At 61.1% G+C, this 18049-nt stretch carries 20 protein-coding genes; 1 reads left to right on the plus strand and 19 read right to left on the minus strand.

From position 1 onward, the window contains the following. Window positions 1–21: 21 nt before the first annotated feature. The 16 genes from hisS to trmJ all read right to left on the minus strand — a co-directional run bounded on the left by hisS (window position 22) and on the right by trmJ (window position 13281). Entirely contained in the window at window positions 22–1311 is a 1290-nt protein-coding gene (hisS, locus tag AC30D9_RS12220; protein ID WP_490144101.1) for a histidine--tRNA ligase, read from the minus strand. 24 nt (window positions 1312–1335) lie between these two features. Beyond that, window positions 1336–2445 carry a flavodoxin-dependent (E)-4-hydroxy-3-methylbut-2-enyl-diphosphate synthase gene (gene ispG / locus AC30D9_RS12225; RefSeq protein WP_003185136.1) on the minus strand — a complete coding sequence of 370 codons (1110 nt, stop codon included), beginning with the start codon at window positions 2443–2445 and terminating at the stop codon, window positions 1336–1338. A gap of 3 nt (window positions 2446–2448) precedes the next feature. Further along, window positions 2449–3471, minus strand: coding sequence for a RodZ domain-containing protein (locus AC30D9_RS12230; RefSeq protein ID WP_307576083.1), 1023 nt, complete (start codon window positions 3469–3471; stop codon window positions 2449–2451). Continuing rightward, a complete protein-coding gene (gene pilW / locus AC30D9_RS12235) occupies window positions 3471–4229 on the minus strand; it encodes a type IV pilus biogenesis/stability protein PilW (RefSeq protein ID WP_109753619.1) in 759 nt (252 codons plus the stop codon). Before pilW ends, AC30D9_RS12230 begins: the two co-directional genes overlap by 1 nt. 12 nt (window positions 4230–4241) lie before the next feature. Beyond that, window positions 4242–5390 carry a dual-specificity RNA methyltransferase RlmN gene (gene rlmN, locus AC30D9_RS12240; protein WP_109753618.1) on the minus strand — a complete coding sequence of 383 codons (1149 nt, stop codon included), beginning with the start codon at window positions 5388–5390 and terminating at the stop codon, window positions 4242–4244. Window positions 5391–5418: 28 nt separating this feature from the next. Then, window positions 5419–5844, minus strand: a complete 426-nt coding sequence (gene ndk / locus AC30D9_RS12245; protein ID WP_030139592.1) for a nucleoside-diphosphate kinase — start codon at window positions 5842–5844, stop codon at window positions 5419–5421. Between the two features lie 88 nt (window positions 5845–5932). Beyond that, a complete protein-coding gene (gene iscX / locus AC30D9_RS12250) occupies window positions 5933–6133 on the minus strand; it encodes a Fe-S cluster assembly protein IscX (RefSeq protein ID WP_109753617.1) in 201 nt (66 codons plus the stop codon). 13 nt (window positions 6134–6146) lie between these two features. Beyond that, on the minus strand, window positions 6147–6488 hold the full coding sequence (gene fdx, locus AC30D9_RS12255) for an ISC system 2Fe-2S type ferredoxin (RefSeq protein ID WP_092402602.1): 342 nt from the start codon (window positions 6486–6488) through the stop codon (window positions 6147–6149). A 3-nt stretch (window positions 6489–6491) separates the two neighbouring features. Then, the gene (gene hscA, locus AC30D9_RS12260; RefSeq protein WP_490144102.1) at window positions 6492–8354 is read right to left on the minus strand and encodes a Fe-S protein assembly chaperone HscA; all 1863 of its coding nucleotides are present in this window, start codon (window positions 8352–8354) and stop codon (window positions 6492–6494) included. Window positions 8355–8404: 50 nt separating this feature from the next. Further along, window positions 8405–8926 (minus strand): co-chaperone HscB, encoded by a 522-nt coding sequence (gene hscB / locus AC30D9_RS12265; protein WP_003197997.1) that lies wholly within the window; start codon window positions 8924–8926, stop codon window positions 8405–8407. Window positions 8927–8934: 8 nt separating this feature from the next. Beyond that, window positions 8935–9258, minus strand: coding sequence for an iron-sulfur cluster assembly protein IscA (iscA, locus tag AC30D9_RS12270; protein WP_030139597.1), 324 nt, complete (start codon window positions 9256–9258; stop codon window positions 8935–8937). Between the two features lie 24 nt (window positions 9259–9282). Continuing rightward, window positions 9283–9669, minus strand: a complete 387-nt coding sequence (gene iscU / locus AC30D9_RS12275) for a Fe-S cluster assembly scaffold IscU (RefSeq protein ID WP_003185157.1) — start codon at window positions 9667–9669, stop codon at window positions 9283–9285. Between the two features lie 43 nt (window positions 9670–9712). After that, window positions 9713–10927, minus strand: a complete 1215-nt coding sequence (locus AC30D9_RS12280; protein ID WP_134922896.1) for an IscS subfamily cysteine desulfurase — start codon at window positions 10925–10927, stop codon at window positions 9713–9715. A 50-nt stretch (window positions 10928–10977) separates the two neighbouring features. Further along, window positions 10978–11469 carry a Fe-S cluster assembly transcriptional regulator IscR gene (gene iscR, locus AC30D9_RS12285; protein ID WP_003185160.1) on the minus strand — a complete coding sequence of 164 codons (492 nt, stop codon included), beginning with the start codon at window positions 11467–11469 and terminating at the stop codon, window positions 10978–10980. 263 nt (window positions 11470–11732) lie between these two features. Further along, on the minus strand, window positions 11733–12509 hold the full coding sequence (gene cysE / locus AC30D9_RS12290) for a serine O-acetyltransferase (protein WP_490144103.1): 777 nt from the start codon (window positions 12507–12509) through the stop codon (window positions 11733–11735). A gap of 1 nt (window position 12510) precedes the next feature. Next, window positions 12511–13281 carry a tRNA (cytosine(32)/uridine(32)-2'-O)-methyltransferase TrmJ gene (gene trmJ, locus AC30D9_RS12295; RefSeq protein ID WP_134922895.1) on the minus strand — a complete coding sequence of 257 codons (771 nt, stop codon included), beginning with the start codon at window positions 13279–13281 and terminating at the stop codon, window positions 12511–12513. Between the two features lie 144 nt (window positions 13282–13425). On the opposite strand from trmJ, the gene suhB reads away from it, so the two are divergent. Then, entirely contained in the window at window positions 13426–14244 is an 819-nt protein-coding gene (suhB, locus tag AC30D9_RS12300) for a type III secretion system regulator SuhB (protein WP_003185165.1), read from the plus strand. 308 nt (window positions 14245–14552) lie between these two features. On the opposite strand, the gene AC30D9_RS12305 is transcribed toward suhB, so the two are convergent. From AC30D9_RS12305 to secD, 3 genes are all read right to left on the minus strand, one after another. Continuing rightward, complete coding sequence (locus AC30D9_RS12305; protein ID WP_134922894.1) at window positions 14553–15101, minus strand: glycine zipper 2TM domain-containing protein; 549 nt, start codon at window positions 15099–15101, stop codon at window positions 14553–14555. Between the two features lie 117 nt (window positions 15102–15218). Continuing rightward, entirely contained in the window at window positions 15219–16133 is a 915-nt protein-coding gene (secF, locus tag AC30D9_RS12310) for a protein translocase subunit SecF (protein ID WP_134922893.1), read from the minus strand. A 9-nt stretch (window positions 16134–16142) separates the two neighbouring features. Next, a complete protein-coding gene (gene secD / locus AC30D9_RS12315) occupies window positions 16143–18011 on the minus strand; it encodes a protein translocase subunit SecD (RefSeq protein WP_307576098.1) in 1869 nt (622 codons plus the stop codon). Window positions 18012–18049: the final 38 nt, after the last annotated feature.

An 18049-nucleotide genomic window follows, 5' to 3' on the forward strand; every position in this document is an offset into this window, starting at 1 on the left:
AAATCGGCTGTTTGTACAGCTTCAACCCTGCACGACGCAGGTGGCCAGGTGTGCAGCAAGCGCATCCCAGGCAATGCTTTGTTGTTCGCCCTGGCCACGCAGGGGTTTGAAACCTACCACTTGTTGGGCCAGTTCGTCGTCACCGAGGATCAGTGCGTACAACGCCCCGCTCTTGTCGGCCTTCTTGAATTGGCTCTTGAAGCTGCCGGCGCCAGCGTTGATCTGCAGGCGCAGGTTGGGCAACTGGTCGCGGATCCGCTCGCTCAAGGCCAGGGCTGCCAGTTCGGCGGCCTCGCCAAAGGCGCACAGGTAGACGTCGACCTGGCGGGACAGCTCTTGCGGCACCTTGTCCAGGGCTTCGAGCATCAACACCAGACGCTCGATCCCCATGGCAAAACCCACGCCCGGGGTCGGCTTGCCGCCCATCTGCTCCACCAGCCCGTCGTAGCGGCCACCGGCACACACGGTGCCCTGGGCGCCGAGCTTGTCGGTGACCCATTCGAAGACGGTCTTGCTGTAGTAATCCAGGCCGCGAACCAACTTGGGGTTGATCACGTACGGAATGCCAACGGCGTCCAGGCGTGCCTTCAGCCCCTCGAAGTGCGCGCGGGATTCGTCGTCGAGGTAGTCGGCCATTTTCGGCGCGTCGACCAGGACCGCCTGGGTCTCGGCATTCTTGGTGTCGAGCACGCGCAGCGGATTGGTCTTCAGACGGCGCTGGCTGTCTTCGTCGAGCTTGTCCAGGTGGGCGGAAAGAAACTCCACCAATGCCTCACGGTAGCGGCCACGGGACTCGCTGGTGCCCAGGCTGTTGAGCTCGAGCTTGACCGCGTCACGCAGCCCCAGCTCGCCCCACAGGCGCCAGGTCATGACGATCAGCTCGGCGTCGATGTCCGGCCCCTCGAGGTTGAACACCTCGAGACCAATCTGGTGGAACTGGCGATAACGGCCTTTCTGCGGACGCTCGTGACGGAACATCGGGCCGATGTACCAGAGTTTCTGCACCTGGCCACCGCCGGTGATGCCGTGTTCGAGCACCGCACGCACGCAAGCCGCCGTGCCTTCGGGGCGCAGGGTCAGGGAATCGCCGTTGCGGTCGTCGAAGGTGTACATCTCTTTTTCGACGATGTCGGTCACTTCGCCGATGGAGCGCTTGAACAGCTCGGTGAACTCGACGATCGGCATGCGGATCTGCCGGTAACCGTAGTTATCCAGCAAACGCGCCACGGTGCCCTCGAAATAGCGCCACAGGGGCGTCTGCTCGGGCAGGATGTCGTTCATGCCACGAATGGCTTGCAGGGACTTGCTCACAGGTAATCCTTAAATTCGTTCGACTCAACCACGCGCAATCACTGCGGCGTCGGCTTCGACCTTTTCGGCCGCTTTCTGGCGAATCAGCCGTTCCAGCTCATCCACCAGATTGTCATTCGTCAGTTTCTGCGACGGCTTGCCGTCGATGTAAATCAGGTTCGGTGTGCCGCCAGTCAGGCCGATATGGGCCTCCTTGGCTTCGCCCGGCCCGTTGACCACGCAACCGATCACCGCGACATCCAGCGGCACCAGCAGGTCTTCGAGGCGCCCTTCCAGCTCGTTCATGGTCTTGACCACATCGAAGTTCTGCCGCGAGCAGCTCGGGCAGGCGATGAAGTTGATCCCACGGGAACGCAGGTGCAGGGACTTGAGAATGTCGTAGCCGACTTTCACTTCCTCGACCGGGTCGGCCGCCAACGAGATGCGGATGGTATCGCCAATCCCTTCGGCGAGCAGCATACCGAGGCCGACGGCGGATTTCACCGTGCCCGAACGCAACCCACCGGCTTCGGTGATGCCCAGGTGCAGCGGCTGGACGATTTCCTTGGCCAGCAGGCGGTAGGCTTCGACGGCCATGAACACGTCGGACGCCTTCACGCTGACCTTGAAGTCCTGGAAATTCAGGCGTTCCAGGTGCTCGACATGACGCAAGGCCGACTCTACCAATGCCGCCGGGGTCGGTTCGCCGTATTTCTTTTGCAGGTCTTTTTCCAGGGAACCGGCGTTCACGCCGATGCGGATCGGAATGCCCCGGTCGCGGGCGGCATCCACCACGGCACGGACACGGTCTTCGCGACCGATGTTGCCCGGGTTGATACGCAGGCAATCGACGCCCAACTCGGCCACGCGCAGGGCGATGCGGTAGTCGAAGTGGATGTCGGCCACCAGGGGGACCTTGACCAATTGCTTGATCTTGCCGAACGCCTCGGCGGCGTCCATGTCCGGCACCGAAACCCGCACGATGTCGACACCGGCGGCTTCCAGGCGGTTGATCTGCGCGACCGTGGCGGCCACGTCATTGGTGTCGCTGTTGGTCATGCTCTGCACAGCGATAGGCGCATCGCCGCCCACGGGCACGTTACCGACCCAGATCTTTCGGGATTCGCGACGCTTGATTGGAGATTCGCCGTGCATGACTTATTGACCCAACTTCAGGCGAGCGGTCTCGCCACTGGTGAACGGAGCCACATCGACCGGCTGGCCGTTGTAGCTGACCTGCGCGCCACGGGCATAACCCAGGCGTACGGCAAAGGGTGGCTTGCCGTTGATGGAAGTGCTGTCGCCCTTGCGCTTGAGGCCACTGAACAACACCTTGCCGTTGCCGTCGGTGATCTGCGTCCAGCAGTCGGCGACAAACTGAATCTGTACCTGGCCTTCACCGGCCGCAGGTGCCACCGGAGCCACTGGCGCTGCCGGGACGACTGGCGCGGCTGGAGCGGCGTGGGTCGTTGGCGCTGGCGCGGTCGGTGCGGCAGGTGCCGTGGCAATCGGCGCGCTGCCGGTGCCCGGTGCAGCTGGCGCTGTGGGTGCCGTCGGCGCAGGGGCTGGGACAGCTGGCTCGGCGCCCGCCTCGGCATCGGCGGCATCCGGGCTCTGCGGCAACGCCAGGGCGGTTTCGCCTTCGGTCTGGCCTTCGACGACAGCCTGGTCTTCCGGCTCGTCCAGCGGATGGATCTGAGTGGTGCCGTCGGCACCCTCGACCTCGACGTGCTCAGGGTTCATGGCGACCGGCTCCTTGTTGCGCAAGGAAGTCTGCTCCTGCCACCAGACAAAACCGCCACCGATCACCGCGATCAGCAGCAACAGGCTGACGATTCGCAAAATGGTGTGGGATACGCGAACCGGCTCCTCGATACGGCCCAGGCTGTGCACGTTGCTGCCCTGGGCATCGGAACCGGTGTATTGATCGAATTGCTGGACCAGCACGGTCTGGTCCATGCCGAGCAATTTGGCATAGGCGCGGATATAGCCCCGGGCGAAGGTATGCCCCGGCAGCTTGTCGAACGCGCCCGCTTCCAGATTGCCCAGGGAAGCCGCGGTGAGATTGAGCTTGAGGGCCACTTCGGCCAGCGACCAACCATTGCTTTCGCGGGCTTGACGCAGGGTCTCACCGGGATTTACGCGAGTCGCTGCTACAACTTCGGGATGCGCCGCTTTCATCATTGCTCCGACAGGTATTGCTGATATTCCGGCGTACCGGGATAGAGTCTTTTGAGTTGCAGGCCGTAACTTGCAGCCTTGTCGCGATCTTCAAACACATGTGCCAGCCGAACGCCGAGCAATAGACTACGTGCATTTTGCTCGCTCAGCAGGCTAAAACGCTCGTAGTAGTCACGCGCGGGCACATAATGCCTGTCTTCGTAAGACAACTCAGCCATTTCCAGCAGCGCCCGCGGTTGCTGGCGGTTGAGCCGCAACGCCTTTTCCAACTGCTGGCGGGCCAGGTCGCGTTGGCCGAGCTGCGCGGCCGTCATGCCGAGGTTTTCGAAAACCCGCGAGCGCTCAGGGTAAAGGGTGTCGGCGGCAGCCTGCTCGAAACGCTCGTAGGCTTCCTTGTAGCGTTTCTGCTCGTAAAGAAAACTGCCGTAGTTGTTCAGGATCCGTGCATCCTGAGGCCGGGCCGACAGCGCCTTGCGAAAATGTTCGTCAGCCAGTTCCGGCTCCATCTCGGCCTGGAACACCAGGGCCAGGGCCGCATTGGCATCGGCGTCGGAACTGTCCAGCTCCAGGGCCTTCTTGAGCGGGACCTTGGCCCGTTCGGTCATGCCTTGCTGCAAGTAACCAATGCCCAGTTGCACATAAGCCACACGCGCCTCGTCGCGCCCTTTGCTGGTCTTCATCGGGTTGTAGTCACCCGACAGGACACAACCGGAACAAAGGCCGGCCAACAGCAAAACGAGCGCGAAGCGCAGGGACATAGAGTTCCTCTCTTAGTGACTGTTCGCAGCGTTTTGCACCGCATCGTCCGCGGCGTTCAACTCACGCACGGCAATGTAGCGCTCGCTGCGACGGGTGCGATCCAGCACCTGTCCTACCAATTGGCCACAAGCGGCATCGATGTCTTCGCCGCGGGTGGTGCGCACGGTGACGTTGAAGCCAGCGTGGTGAAGCTGATCCTGGAAGCGACGAATCGCGTTGTTGCTCGGACGCTCGTAACCGGAATGCGGGAACGGGTTGAACGGGATCAGGTTGATCTTGCACGGGATGTTCTTGAGCAACTCGATCATCTCGACCGCGTGTTCAACCTTGTCGTTCACGTCCTTGAGCAAGGTGTACTCGATGGTCAGCACACGCTTTTCGCCCAGGGACGACATGTAGCGCTGGCACGACTCCAGCAGCATCTTAAGCGGATACTTCTTGTTGATCGGCACCAATTGGTTACGCAATGCGTCGTTGGGTGCGTGCAGCGACAACGCCAGGGAGACGTCGATATGCTTGGCCAGCTCATCGATCATCGGCACCACGCCCGAGGTGGACAGGGTCACCCGGCGCTTGGAGATGCCATAGCCCAGGTCATCCATCATCAGGTGCATGGCGGCGATGACGTTGTCGAAATTCAGCAGCGGCTCACCCATGCCCATCATCACCACGTTGGTGATGGCACGGTCGACGGTCGCCGGGACGCTGCCAAAGGATTTGTTGGCAATCCACACCTGGCCGATCACTTCGGCGGCGGTGAGGTTGCTGTTGAAGCCTTGCTTGCCGGTGGAGCAGAAACTGCAATCCAGGGCACAGCCTGCCTGGGACGAAACGCACAAGGTGCCGCGTTTGCCCTGGGGAATGTAGACGGTCTCGACGCAGCTGCCGGACGCCACGCGCACCACCCACTTACGGGTGCCGTCGCTGGAGATGTCCTCGCTGACCACTTCGGGGCCACGAATCTCGGCAACAGCCTTGAGCTTTTCGCGCAGGGCCTTGCCGACATTCGTCATGGCGTCGAAATCGTCGACGCCAAAGTGGTGAATCCATTTCATCACTTGGCCGGCACGGAAACGCTTCTCCCCGATCGAGTCGAAGAATTTCTCCATTTCCGGCTGGGTCAGGCCCAACAGGTTGGTTTTGCCGTTCGATGTAGTCATGGATTCACCTTCACTCAAAAGCCTGGGCTTAGCGAGTGGTTACTTCAGTAGCGGAGAAAAAGTAAGCGATTTCGCGAGCGGCAGCGGCTTCGGAGTCCGAACCGTGGACGGCGTTGGCGTCGATGGACTCGGCGAAGTCAGCACGGATGGTGCCTGGAGCCGCTTCCTTAGGGTTGGTAGCGCCCATCAGCTCACGGTTGCGAGCAATGGCGTTTTCGCCTTCCAGCACCTGAACGACAACCGGACCGGAAGTCATGAAGGCAACCAGCTCACCGAAGAAACCGCGCTCGCTGTGCTCAGCGTAGAAGCCTTCGGCTTCGGCCTTGGACAGTTGCTTCATTTTCGAAGCTACAACGCGCAGGCCAGCGTCTTCGAAACGGGTAACGATCTTGCCGATCACGTTTTTAGCAACGGCGTCAGGCTTGATGATGGAGAAAGTACGTTGAACAGCCATGGTGTAACTCCAGAAACGGTAATTTGCGAAAAATTAAACCCGCGAATTATACGCGGGTTCAGGGGTATTGCCTAACCTGCCGGGTAGATCAGTCGATTTCTTCGATCCAGAGCGTCTGGACCGCTTCCAAGACCTTCTCGCCACAACGGCCAGAGGTATTGTCGAAATCGGGCAGCTCCATGATCCAGCGCTGCAAATCGACAAAATTCACAGTCAGCGGATTCACGTCCGGCTTGGCTTCGGCCAGTTCTTCTGCGATGCGTTGTACATCATTCCAACCATAGCTCATGACAGTGTCACCATCAGTGCGGCGCTTCAGCCGCATGGTTAAGCGAATATTTCGGGATTTCGACGGTCAGGTCTTCGGTACCGACGATGGCTTGGCAGCCCAGCCGCGATTGGGCTTCCAGGCCCCAGGCCTTATCGAGGAAATCTTCCTCCAGCTCATCCGCTTCTTCCAGCGAATCGAAGCCCTCGCGAATAATGCAATGGCAGGTGGTGCATGCACAGACGCCACCACAGGCACTTTCCATCTCGATGTGATGCTCATGGGCCAGCTCGAGAATGGAAATCCCGGGCTCAGCCTCCACGACCATGCCCTCCGGGCAGAACTTCTCGTGGGGCAGAAAAATCACCTGCGGCATCAGTTACTCCTCGATTTCATTCAGGTTGCGCCCCGCCAGGGCGGCTTTGACCGTCGAGTCCAGGCGGCGGGCAGCAAAGGCATCGGTGACTTGCGACAGACGCTTGGTCTGCTGCTCGATGGCATAACCATCGGTGCCCTTGATCAATTCGGACAGTTCCTGCATCTGCAGCTCGATGACCATGCGCTCTTCGGCGTCGAGCAAGCGCTCGCCGTCGGCTTCAAGAGCACCTTGCACGGCTTCGATCAGGCGCTGGGCGTCGACCTGCTGCTCACGCAGCACGCGGGCCACCTTGTCGTCGCTGGCATGCTGGAACGAATCCTTGAGCATCTTGGCGATTTCGCCGTCGGTCAGGCCGTAGGACGGCTTGACCTGGATGCTCGCCTCGACGCCCGAACCCAGTTCGCGAGCGGAGACATTGAGCAAGCCATCGGCATCGACCTGGAAGGTCACGCGGATCTTCGCCGCACCCGCCACCATCGGCGGAATGCCGCGCAATTCGAAGCGAGCCAGGGAACGGCAGTCGCTGATCAGTTCACGCTCGCCTTGCAGCACGTGGACCATCATCGCCGACTGGCCGTCTTTATAAGTAGTGAAGTCCTGGGCGCGGGCAACGGGGATGGTGGTGTTGCGTGGAATCACCTTCTCCATCAGCCCGCCCATGGTTTCCAGGCCCAGGGACAATGGAATCACGTCGAGCAACAGCAGCTCGCCACCATCGCGCTTGTTACCGGCGAGAGTATCGGCCTGGATCGCGGCGCCGATGGCGACCACCTGGTCCGGGTCGATTTCGGTCAGCGGCTGGCGTCCAAAGGCCTCGGCAACGGCTTCGCGAACCCGAGGCACGCGGGTCGAACCACCAACCATGACCACAGCCTTGACGTCTTCCAGCTCCACGCCGGAATCGCGCACGGCACGGCGGCAGGCCTTGAGGCTGCGGGCGACCATGGGCTCGATCAGGGCATTGAAGGCTTCACGGCTCAGGGTGGCTTTCCAGTCGCCGTAGACGACTTCAACCGTCGCGGCGTTGGTCAAGGCTTCCTTGGCGGCGCAGGCGGTTTGCAGCAAGTGACGCTGGGCGCCCGGATCGAGGTCGGCGGACAGGCCCGCCTGCTCGATGATCCAGCCAGCGATGGCGTGGTCGAAGTCATCGCCGCCCAGGGCGCTGTCGCCACCGGTAGCCAGCACTTCGAAGACGCCGCCGGTCAGGCGCAGAATAGAGATATCGAAGGTACCGCCGCCCAGGTCGTAGATAGCTACGAGGCCTTCGGCGTGCTGGTCGAGGCCGTACGCCACCGCAGCGGCGGTCGGCTCGTTGAGCAGGCGCAGCACGTTCAGGCCGGCCAACTTGGCGGCGTCCTTGGTGGCTTGGCGCTGGGCGTCATCGAAATAGGCCGGGACGGTAATGACCGCGCCCACCAGCTCACCGCCCAACGCCGCTTCGGCGCGCTGGCGCAACACCTTGAGGATATCGGCGGAAACCTCTACCGGGCTTTTCGGGCCCTGCACGGTTTCGATGAACGGCATGTGGGATTCGCCGCCAACGAAGCGGTACGGCAGTTGATCGCCCAATTGCTTGACGTCGGACAGACCACGACCCATCAAGCGCTTGACCGAGACAATGGTGTTCAGCGGATCGGTGGCAGCGGCCAGCTTGGCCGACTCACCCACTTCGACGCGATCGGCGTGATAACGCACGGCGGACGGCAGGATTACCTGCCCCTGCTCATCGGCCAGCGGTTCGGAAAGACCGCTGCGCAAGGCAGCGACCAGGGAATTGGTGGTACCCAAGTCGATCCCGACAGCCAGGCGACGCTGGTGCGGTTGTGGACTTTGGCCGGGTTCGGCGATCTGCAGTAGGGCCATCGTAATCAGGACTTATCTGTAATCAGGCGTGCGACCGGAGCGGCACTGGGTTAATCGTCGAGGCGCTCTTCGAGCTGGCGCACTTCATAGGTGAGCTTGTCGAGGAACTGCATGCGCCGCATCAGGCGTTCGGCCTGTTCGCGTTGCGCGGCATCGTTCCAGCAGGCTGCGAAGCTTTCGTTCAATGTGTGCTGGGCGTCTTTCAAGCGGCGCTTGAATACCGCGACACCGGCCAGGTCGGCGCTGTCCTGCAGGTCTTCGAGCTCTTCGCGCCATTGCATCTGCTGCAAAAGAAACTCGGGATCGTGGACCGTGACTTCCAGGGGCAACTCATGGCCGCTGATGGCGAGCAGGTAACGCGCGCGCTTGGCAGGGCTCTTGAGCGTCTGGTAGGCCTCGTTGAGGTTCGCAGACTGCTCGAGCGCCCGCCGCTGTTCAGCTTCGGAGGCGTCAGCAAAGCGGTCCGGGTGGACACCACGGGCCAACTCCAGATAACGCGCGGACAATTGGTCGAGATCCAACTGGAACGCAGGCTGCATCTGGAACAAAGCAAAATGACAAGGAGTACCCACAAGCCGCCTCAGATATTGAAGCTTTCGCCGCAGCCACATTCACCGCGCACGTTGGGGTTGTTGAACTTGAAGCCTTCGTTCAACCCTTCCTTGACGAAATCCAGCTCGGTGCCGTCCAGGTACGTCAGGCTTTTCGGGTCGATGATCACTTTCTGACCATGACTCTCGAACACCTGGTCGTCTTCGCCCACTTCGTCGACGAATTCCAGCACATAGGCAAGGCCAGAGCAGCCTGTGGTGCGAACACCCAGGCGGATACCCTCGCCCTTGCCGCGTCCCGCGAGGGAACGCTGCACATGCTTAGCTGCCGCTTCTGTCATCTGGATAGCCATGGAAACTCCTTACCTGTGCACAGATCAGATCAAGCCTTTCTTCTGCTTGTAATCGCGAACGGCGGCCTTGATGGCGTCTTCGGCGAGTACCGAGCAGTGGATCTTCACGGGCGGCAGGGCCAGTTCTTCAGCCAGCTGGGTGTTCTTGATGGTTTCGGCTTCATCAAGGGTCTTGCCCTTCATCCACTCGGTGGCCAGGGAGCTGGACGCGATGGCAGAACCGCAGCCATAGGTCTTGAACTTGGCATCTTCGATGATGCCTTGCTCGTTGACCTTGATCTGCAGGCGCATCACGTCGCCGCACGCCGGGGCGCCGACCATGCCGGTGCCGACATCAGGGTCCTGCGCGTCCATCTTGCCGACGTTGCGCGGGTTCTCGTAGTGGTCGATGACCTTTTCGCTATATGCCATTTGCTTCAATCCTCATCAGTGAGTCGCTCTGGTGGCGACTTCTTCAGTGCGCCGCCCACTCGATTTTCGAAATGTCGACGCCGTCTTTGTACATGTCCCACAGCGGCGACAGAGCGCGCAGCTTGGTGACGGCCTCGCAGACTTTCTGCGCGGCGTAATCGATTTCTTCTTCGGTGGTGAAACGGCCGAAGGTGAAGCGGATCGAGCTGTGGGCCAGTTCGTCGTTACGGCCCAGGGCGCGCAGTACGTACGAAGGCTCAAGCGATGCCGAGGTGCACGCCGAACCGGACGACACGGCCAGATCCTTGAGCGCCATGATCAGCGACTCGCCTTCAACATAGTTGAAGCTCAGGTTCAGGTTGTGCGGTACGCGGGCGATCATGCTGCCGTTGACGTAAAGCTCTTCCAGGTGCTCGACCTGCTTGAAGAAGCGGTCGCTCAGGGCCTTGATGCGCACGTTCTCGGCAGCCATGTCTTCCTTGGCCACGCGGAAGGCTTCGCCCATGCCGACGATCTGGTGGGTCGCCAGGGTGCCGGAACGCATGCCACGCTCGTGACCGCCGCCGTGCATGGTCGCTTCGAGGCGAACACGCGGCTTGCGGCTGACGTACAGCGCGCCGATGCCTTTAGGGCCGTAGGTTTTGTGGGCAGAGAACGACATCAGGTCGACTTTCAACTGCGACAGGTCGATCGCGACCTTGCCGGTGGACTGAGCCGCATCGACGTGGAACAGAACGCCCTTGGAGCGGGTCAGTTCGCCGATGGCCGCGATGTCGTTGATGGTGCCGATTTCGTTGTTCACGTGCATGATCGAAACCAGGATGGTGTCGTCGCGCAGCGCGGCTTCCACCATGGCCGGAGTGATGATGCCGTCTTCACCCGGTTCGATGTAGGTGACTTCGAAACCTTCACGCTCCAGTTGGCGCATGGTGTCCAGGACAGCCTTGTGCTCGATCTTGGAGGTGATCAGGTGCTTGCCCTTGGTGTGATAGAAGTGCGCGACACCCTTGATTGCCAGGTTGTCGGACTCGGTAGCACCGGAGGTCCAGACGATTTCACGCGGGTCGGCATTGACCAGGTCAGCGACCTGGCGACGGGCGTTTTCGACCGACTCTTCGGCTTTCCAGCCAAACACGTGGGAACGGGACGCCGGGTTACCGAAGTTTCCGTCGACCAGCAGGCATTCACTCATTTTTTGCGCGACACGCGGATCAACCGGGGTGGTCGCGGAGTAATCAAGGTAAATCGGCAATTTCATGGACTCTCTCCTAAATCAGGCTGGCTGGCGTTCCGCTTGCTCTGCGGCGGTCATTCGACGGCGGACGCTTCAATCTTGTCCAGGTGCGGCGCCTTGCTATTGCAACGGCGCTGGTCCTGACGCTGGGCTACTTCTTGCACCTCACGGCGAGTTACAAGGTCAGCCAAGCTGATACCGCTCAGAAATTCGTGGATCTGCAGGCTGAGATCGCACCACAAGTGGTGGGTCAGGCAAGTATCGCCGCCATGGCAGTCGCCAAGGCCCTGGCATTTGGTCGCATCGACCGATTCGTTCACCGCATCGATCACCTGGGCGACCTGAATGCCCTGCATGTCGCGCGACAGCTGGTAGCCGCCGCCCGGGCCGCGAACACTGGAAACCAGGTTGCTACGGCGCAGCTTGGCGAACAGCTGCTCAAGATAAGACAGGGAAATGCCCTGGCGCTCGGAGATATCGGCCAGGGACACCGGCCCGTGCTGCGCGTGCAATGCCAGATCCAGCATCGCGGTCACGGCGTATCGGCCTTTTGTAGTCAGTCGCATGGACAATTACCACGGAGTTCGGAATGGGGGCGAGTATGCAATTCCCGAGTATTTAAGTCAAGTATAAGACCTAGTGGGTTACTCGGGTTTACCCGCGAAAGAGCGCGCGCATGATAGCAAAGGTAGGCGACTAACGACCAGCTATACCGCGTTATCGTTCATCGCGAGCAAGCTTTGCTCCCACAGGAAGCCTGCGAAACAGGACTCCTATGGGGCAAATTTTTTGTGGGAGCAAGGCTTGCCCGCGAGGCAGGCGCATCGGTTCAGTTGGCCTGAGTCTCATCCTTGTCCTTCACACACGCAAAATCTTCCTCGCGCAGTTCAGGCAGGTCCTTGGCGCAATAATTACTGCCCAGCTCCTTCAGGGCCCCGCACATCCCCTCCAGACGTCCATCGACGGCCTGCAGGTGATCGAGCAACTGGTTGATGGCGCGGGCGACCGGGTCAGGCATGTCTTCGCCGACACCGTAGGCGTCGAAGCCGATCTTCTCGGCCATGGCCTTGCGCCGGGCATCCTGTTCGTCATCGGACTTGACGATGATCCGCCCCGGAATACCCACCACGGTCGCGCCGGGCGGCACAGCCTTGGTGACCACGGCGTTGGAGCCGACTTTCGCCCCCGCCCCTACCGTGAACGGCCCGAGCACCTTGGCGCCGGCGCCTACCACCACGCCATCTTCCAGCGTTGGGTGACGCTTGCCTTTGTTCCAGCTGGTGCCGCCGAGGGTCACGCCCTGGTACAGGGTCACGTCATCGCCGATCTCGGCGGTTTCGCCGATGACGATGCCCATGCCGTGGTCGATGAAGAACCGGCGACCAACCTTGGCCCCGGGATGGATCTCGATCCCGGTCAGCCAGCGACCGAAGTTCGACACCAGCCGCGCCAGCCACTTCCAGCCCATGTTCCACAAGGCGCCGGAAAGGCGATGGATCCAGATCGCGTGCATCCCGGGATAGCAGGTCAGCACTTCAAAGGCATTGCGCGCCGCCGGGTCACGATGGAAAACACTTTGGATATCTTCACGCAAACGTTCGAACATTTTATTTCTTCCGCTTAATCAGCTCGCCACGGGCCGCCTTCTGGGTTTCCGTGAGGATGCCGCGCAATATATTCATCTCCGCCCGGCTCACCGAGCTTCGTCCGTACAACCGACGCAGGCGCGCCATCAAGTGTCGCGGCTTTTCCGGGTCGAGGAACTCGATGTCCACCAGGGTCTGCTCCAGGTGCTCATAGAATCGCTCCAGTTCGTCCATAGTCGCCAGTGTCTCACTGCGCGGCGACGTGACCTCGGTTTTTTCGACCTTGCTGGGCTGCCCTTCAGCCGCCAGCCAGGCCATGCGCACTTCATAGCTCAACACCTGCACCGCCGCCCCGAGGTTCAAGGAACTGAACTCGGGGTCGGAAGGGATATGCACGTGAAAGTGACATCGCTGCAGCTCGTCATTGGTCAAGCCGGAGTCTTCACGGCCGAACACCAGGGCGATTTCAAAGCCTTGCGCGGCCTCCTCGACCACTTTGGTCCCGCATTCGCGGGGATCGAGCAGCGGCCAGGGAATGCGGCGATCGCGGGCGCTGGTGCCGAGCACCAGGTTGCACCCCACCAGGGCGTCTTCCAGGGTGGCGACGACCTGGGCATTGGCGAGGATGTCGCCGGCACCGGAGGCACGGGCATCGGCCTCGTGATGGGGAAACAGGCGTGGTTCGACCAGCACCAGCCGCGACAAGCCCATGTTCTTCATGGCCCGCGCAGCTCCGCCGATGTTACCCGGATGGCTGGTATTGACCAGGACGACACGAATGTTCTGCAACAAGGGAGGCGCTCACGAACACGATAAAGGGAGCAAATCTTACATAAGCACCTACCGTTAAGCTATGAAAGCGAACACCAACCTTCTCCTCGGAAAACTTTCTGATAGAATGCGCGGCTTTCTTTAACAACCTTAGGTGACACATCCATGCAGCCCATGCTGAATATCGCGCTGCGCGCCGCCCGCAGCGCCAGTGAACTGATCTTCCGCTCCATCGAGCGCCTGGATACCATCAAGGTCGATGAAAAAGACGCCAAGGACTACGTGTCCGAGGTTGATCGCGCCGCCGAGCAAAAAATCGTCGACGCCCTGCGCAAGGCTTACCCGAACCACTCGATCCTCGGTGAAGAGACCGGCATGCACGCCGGTACTGGCATCGAAGGCGAAGAGTACCTGTGGATCATCGATCCGCTGGACGGCACCACCAACTTCCTGCGCGGCATTCCTCACTTCGCTGTCAGCATCGCCTGCAAATACCGTGGCCGCCTGGAACACGCCGTTGTGCTGGACCCGGTTCGCCAGGAAGAATTCACCGCCAGCCGTGGCCGTGGCGCCCAGCTGAATGGTCGTCGCCTGCGCGTCAGCGGCCGCACCAGCCTGGACGGCGCCCTGCTGGGCACCGGCTTCCCGTTCCGTGACGACCAGATGGACAACCTGGACAACTACCTGGGCATGTTCCGCGCCCTGGTCGGCCAGACCGCCGGCATCCGCCGCGCCGGTGCTGCGAGCCTGGACCTGGCCTATGTCGCCGCTGGCCGTTTCGATGCATTCTGGGAGTCGGGCCTGTCCGAGTGGGACATGGCCGCAGGCGCCCTGCTGATCCAGGAAGCTGGTGGTTTGGTGAGCGACTTCACCGGCGGTCACGACTTCCTTGAAAAAGGCCACATCGTTGCCGGTAACACCAAATGCTTCAAGGCCGTGCTGACAGCTATCCAGCCGCACTTGCCGGCTTCGCTGAAGCGCTAAGCAACCGGCTACAGAAAAGCACCCTTCGGGGTGCTTTTTTTATGCCTGCTAGAACTTGTCCATGCCAGGCAAGCGCCTCCCTTTGTGGCGAGGGGATTTATCCCCGCTGGGCTGCGTAGCAGCCCCCCTCTCATAAGCGGTCAACCAATCTGCCTGACATACCGGGTCATTGGCATTTAGGGCCGCTTCGCGCCCCAGCGGGGATAAATCCCCTCGCCACAATGAACTACACCTGACAGAGGGTGCTCGGCATAAAATCCGGGCATAAAAAAAGCACCCCGAGGGGTGCTTTTTTTTTAGCAGTTGGATCACTGAGCCGGTGCGTTCTGCCCCAGGATCAGTTGGCCTTCCTTGTTCACCGGGATCTGGTTGCCCGGGTCGCGGTCCATGCGGACTTTGCCTTCTTTGCCGTCGAGCATGTAGCGAACGTCGTAGCCCACAACCTTGTCGCTGATGTCATTGACCGTGTTGCAGCGAGTCTGGGTGGTGGTGTAGGTGTCGCGTTCCTGCATGCCTTCCTGAATCTTGTTACCGGCATAACCGCCGCCAGCTGCACCGGCCACGGTGGCGATTTTCTTGCCAGTGCCGCCGCCGACCTGGTTACCCAACAGTCCACCGGCCAGGGCGCCGATCACGGTGCCGGCGATCTGGTGTTGGTCCTGGACTGGCTTCTGCCGAGTCACGGTGACGTCCTTGCACACTTCACGCGGGGTCTTGATTTGGGTCTTGACCGGCTCCACGGCCAATACTTGCGCATACTCAGGGCCACTTTTTACCAAGCTGTAGGTCGCGACCGCACCACCGGCAGTTACACCGACAGCACCCAATACCGCACCAACCAGCATCGATTTGTTCACTTGAACCTCCTGACCATCACAAGCGGATTAATCCGCGCTTCTCCCAGCCTTGGAGCATAAAAAAAGGCGCGAGTTCAACTCGCGCCTTTTCAGCAGTGACGGATGGAGCGACAAGCCTTACGGGCGGTCGTCCACTTCCGTTTCGGTGGCCGCAGGAGGAATCAGATCCTCAGAGCTCAGGTTCAGCCAGATCAGCACCACGTTGGCGATGTAGATCGACGAGTAAGTACCCGCCAACACACCAATGAACAGTGCGATGGAGAAACCGAACAGGTTGTCACCACCAAAGAACAGCAGCGCGGCAATCGCCAGCAAGGTGGAGATCGACGTCGCCATGGTCCGCAACAGGGTCTGTGTGGTCGAGATGTTTATGTTCTCGATCAGCGAGGCCTTGCGCAGCACACGGAAGTTCTCACGCACCCGGTCGAACACCACGATGGTGTCGTTGAGCGAGTAGCCGATGATCGCCAGAACCGCCGCCAGCACCGTCAGGTCGAAGGTGATCTGGAAGAACGACAGGATGCCCACGGTCACGATCACGTCGTGGATCAGCGAGACAATCGCGCCCACCGCGAACTTCCACTGAAAGCGGAAGGCCAGGTAGATCAGGATCCCGCCCAGCGCCATCAGCATGCCGAGGCCGCCCTGGTCGCGCAGCTCTTCACCCACCTGCGGGCCGACAAACTCGACGCGCTTGACCTGGGCCGGGTTATCGCCGCCGGCCTTCTGCAAGGCCTCGGCCACCTGATGGCCCAGTTGCGGGTCTTCACCCGGCATGCGCACCAGCAGGTCGGTAGTCGCACCAAAGCTCTGCACGATGGCATCGCTGTAGCCCGAGGTCGCCAGTTGCTCGCGCACCTTGGTGACGTCGGCCGGACGCTCGTAGGTCAGCTCGATGAGCGTACCGCCGGTGAAGTCCAGGCCGTAGTTCAGCCCCTTGGTGGCCCAGCTGAACAACGCCAGCACGGTAAGGAACAATGTGACGCCGAACGCAACGTTGCGAACGCCCATGAAGTTGATAGTACGTAACATGGCAGCCCCTTAAATCCACAACTTCTTGAAGTCACGACCGCCAAAGATCAGGTTGACCATTGCGCGGGTCACCATGATGGCTGTGAACATCGAGGTAAAGATCCCGAGGGACATGGTCACTGCGAAGCCCTTGACCGGGCCGGTGCCCATGGCGAAGAGAATCCCGCCCACCAGCAACGTGGTCAGGTTGGCGTCGAGGATCGCGGTGAATGCCCGGCCGAAGCCTTCGTTGATTGCCCGTTGAATCGTCATGCCGGCGGCGATCTCTTCACGTATCCGCGAGAAGATCAGCACGTTGGCGTCCACCGCCATACCCATGGTCAACACGATACCGGCGATACCCGGCAGGGTCAGCGTGGCACCCAGCAGCGACATCAGCGCCAGCAGCATCACCATGTTCACCGCCAGCGCGACGGTGGCGATGATGCCGAAGAAGCGGTAGATGGCGATGATGAACAGCGAGACAAACAGCATGCCCCACAGCGAAGCATCGATACCCTTGGTGATGTTGTCGGCACCCAGGCTCGGGCCAATGGTGCGCTCTTCGGCGAAGTACATCGGCGCGGCCAGACCACCGGCACGCAGCAGCAGGGCCAGCTCCGAGGATTCACCCTGGCCGTTCAGGCCAGTGATGCGGAACTGGCTGCCCAGCGGCGACTGGATGGTCGCCAGGCTGATGATCTTCTTCTCTTCCTTGAAGGCCTGCACCGCGACGTCTTTCTCGACACCGTCGACCACTTGCTTGGTGTAGGTGGTGATCGGCTTCTGCTCGATGAAGATCACCGCCATGCTGCGCCCGACGTTGCTGCGCGTGGCGCGGCTCATCAGCTCACCGCCATGGCCGTCCAGGCGAATGTTCACCTGTGGGCGACCCTGCTCGTCGAAGCCCGCCTGGGCGTCGGTCACCTGGTCACCGGTGATGATCAGGCCACGCTCGATCTGCGCTGCCGGGCGGTTGCCCTCGCGGAACTCGAAGCTCTCGGAAGTGGCCTTGGAAGCACCCGGCTCAGCGGCCAGGCGGAATTCCAGGTTGGCGGTCTTGCCGAGGATACGCTTGGCTTCGGCGGTGTCCTGCACGCCCGGCAGCTCGACCACGATGCGGTTGGCGCCCTGGCGCTGCACAATCGGTTCGGCCACACCCAGCTCGTTGACGCGGTTACGCACCGTGGTCAAGTTCTGCTTGATGGAGTATTCGCGGATTTCCGCCAGCTTGGCCGGGGTCATCGCCAGACGCAGCACCGCCTGACCATTGAGGTCGGCCGGCACAATGTCGAAATCGTTGAAGTTCTTGCGAATCAGCGCACGGGCCTGCTCGCGGGTATCGGTGTCGCTGAAGCCCAGTTGAATGGCACCGTCGAGTTGCGGCAGGCTGCGATAACGCACGCGCTCTTTGCGCAACAGGCTCTTGACGTCGCCTTCGTAGACTTTCATCCGCGCATCGAGGGCTTTTTCCATGTCCACTTCCAGCAGGAAGTGCACACCGCCGGACAAGTCCAGGCCCAGCTTCATCGGATGGGCGCCAAGCTTGCGCAGCCATTGCGGAGTGGTCTGGGCCAGGTTCAGGGCCACAACGTAATCGTCGCCCAACGCCTTGCGTACCACGTCCTTGGCTGGCAGTTGGTCTTCCGCCTTGACCAGGCGCAACAGGCCGCCCTTGCCGTTTTCGGCGATGGACGCAGCCTTGACCTCGATATTGGACGCCTTGAGCGCAGCGCTCGCACGGTCCAGATCGGCCTGGGTGACCTGCAGCGCAGTGCTTGCGCCACTGACCTGAATGGCCGGGTCATCCGGGTATAGATTGGGAGCGGAATAAATCAGACCGACCGCCAGCACCGCCAGGATCAGTACATATTTCCACAGAGGGTATTTGTTCAGCATCACGCCGCCCGCTTATGACGCGGGGCGCCTTGCGCGCC

Source organism: Pseudomonas sp. DF11 (genome assembly GCF_058148565.1).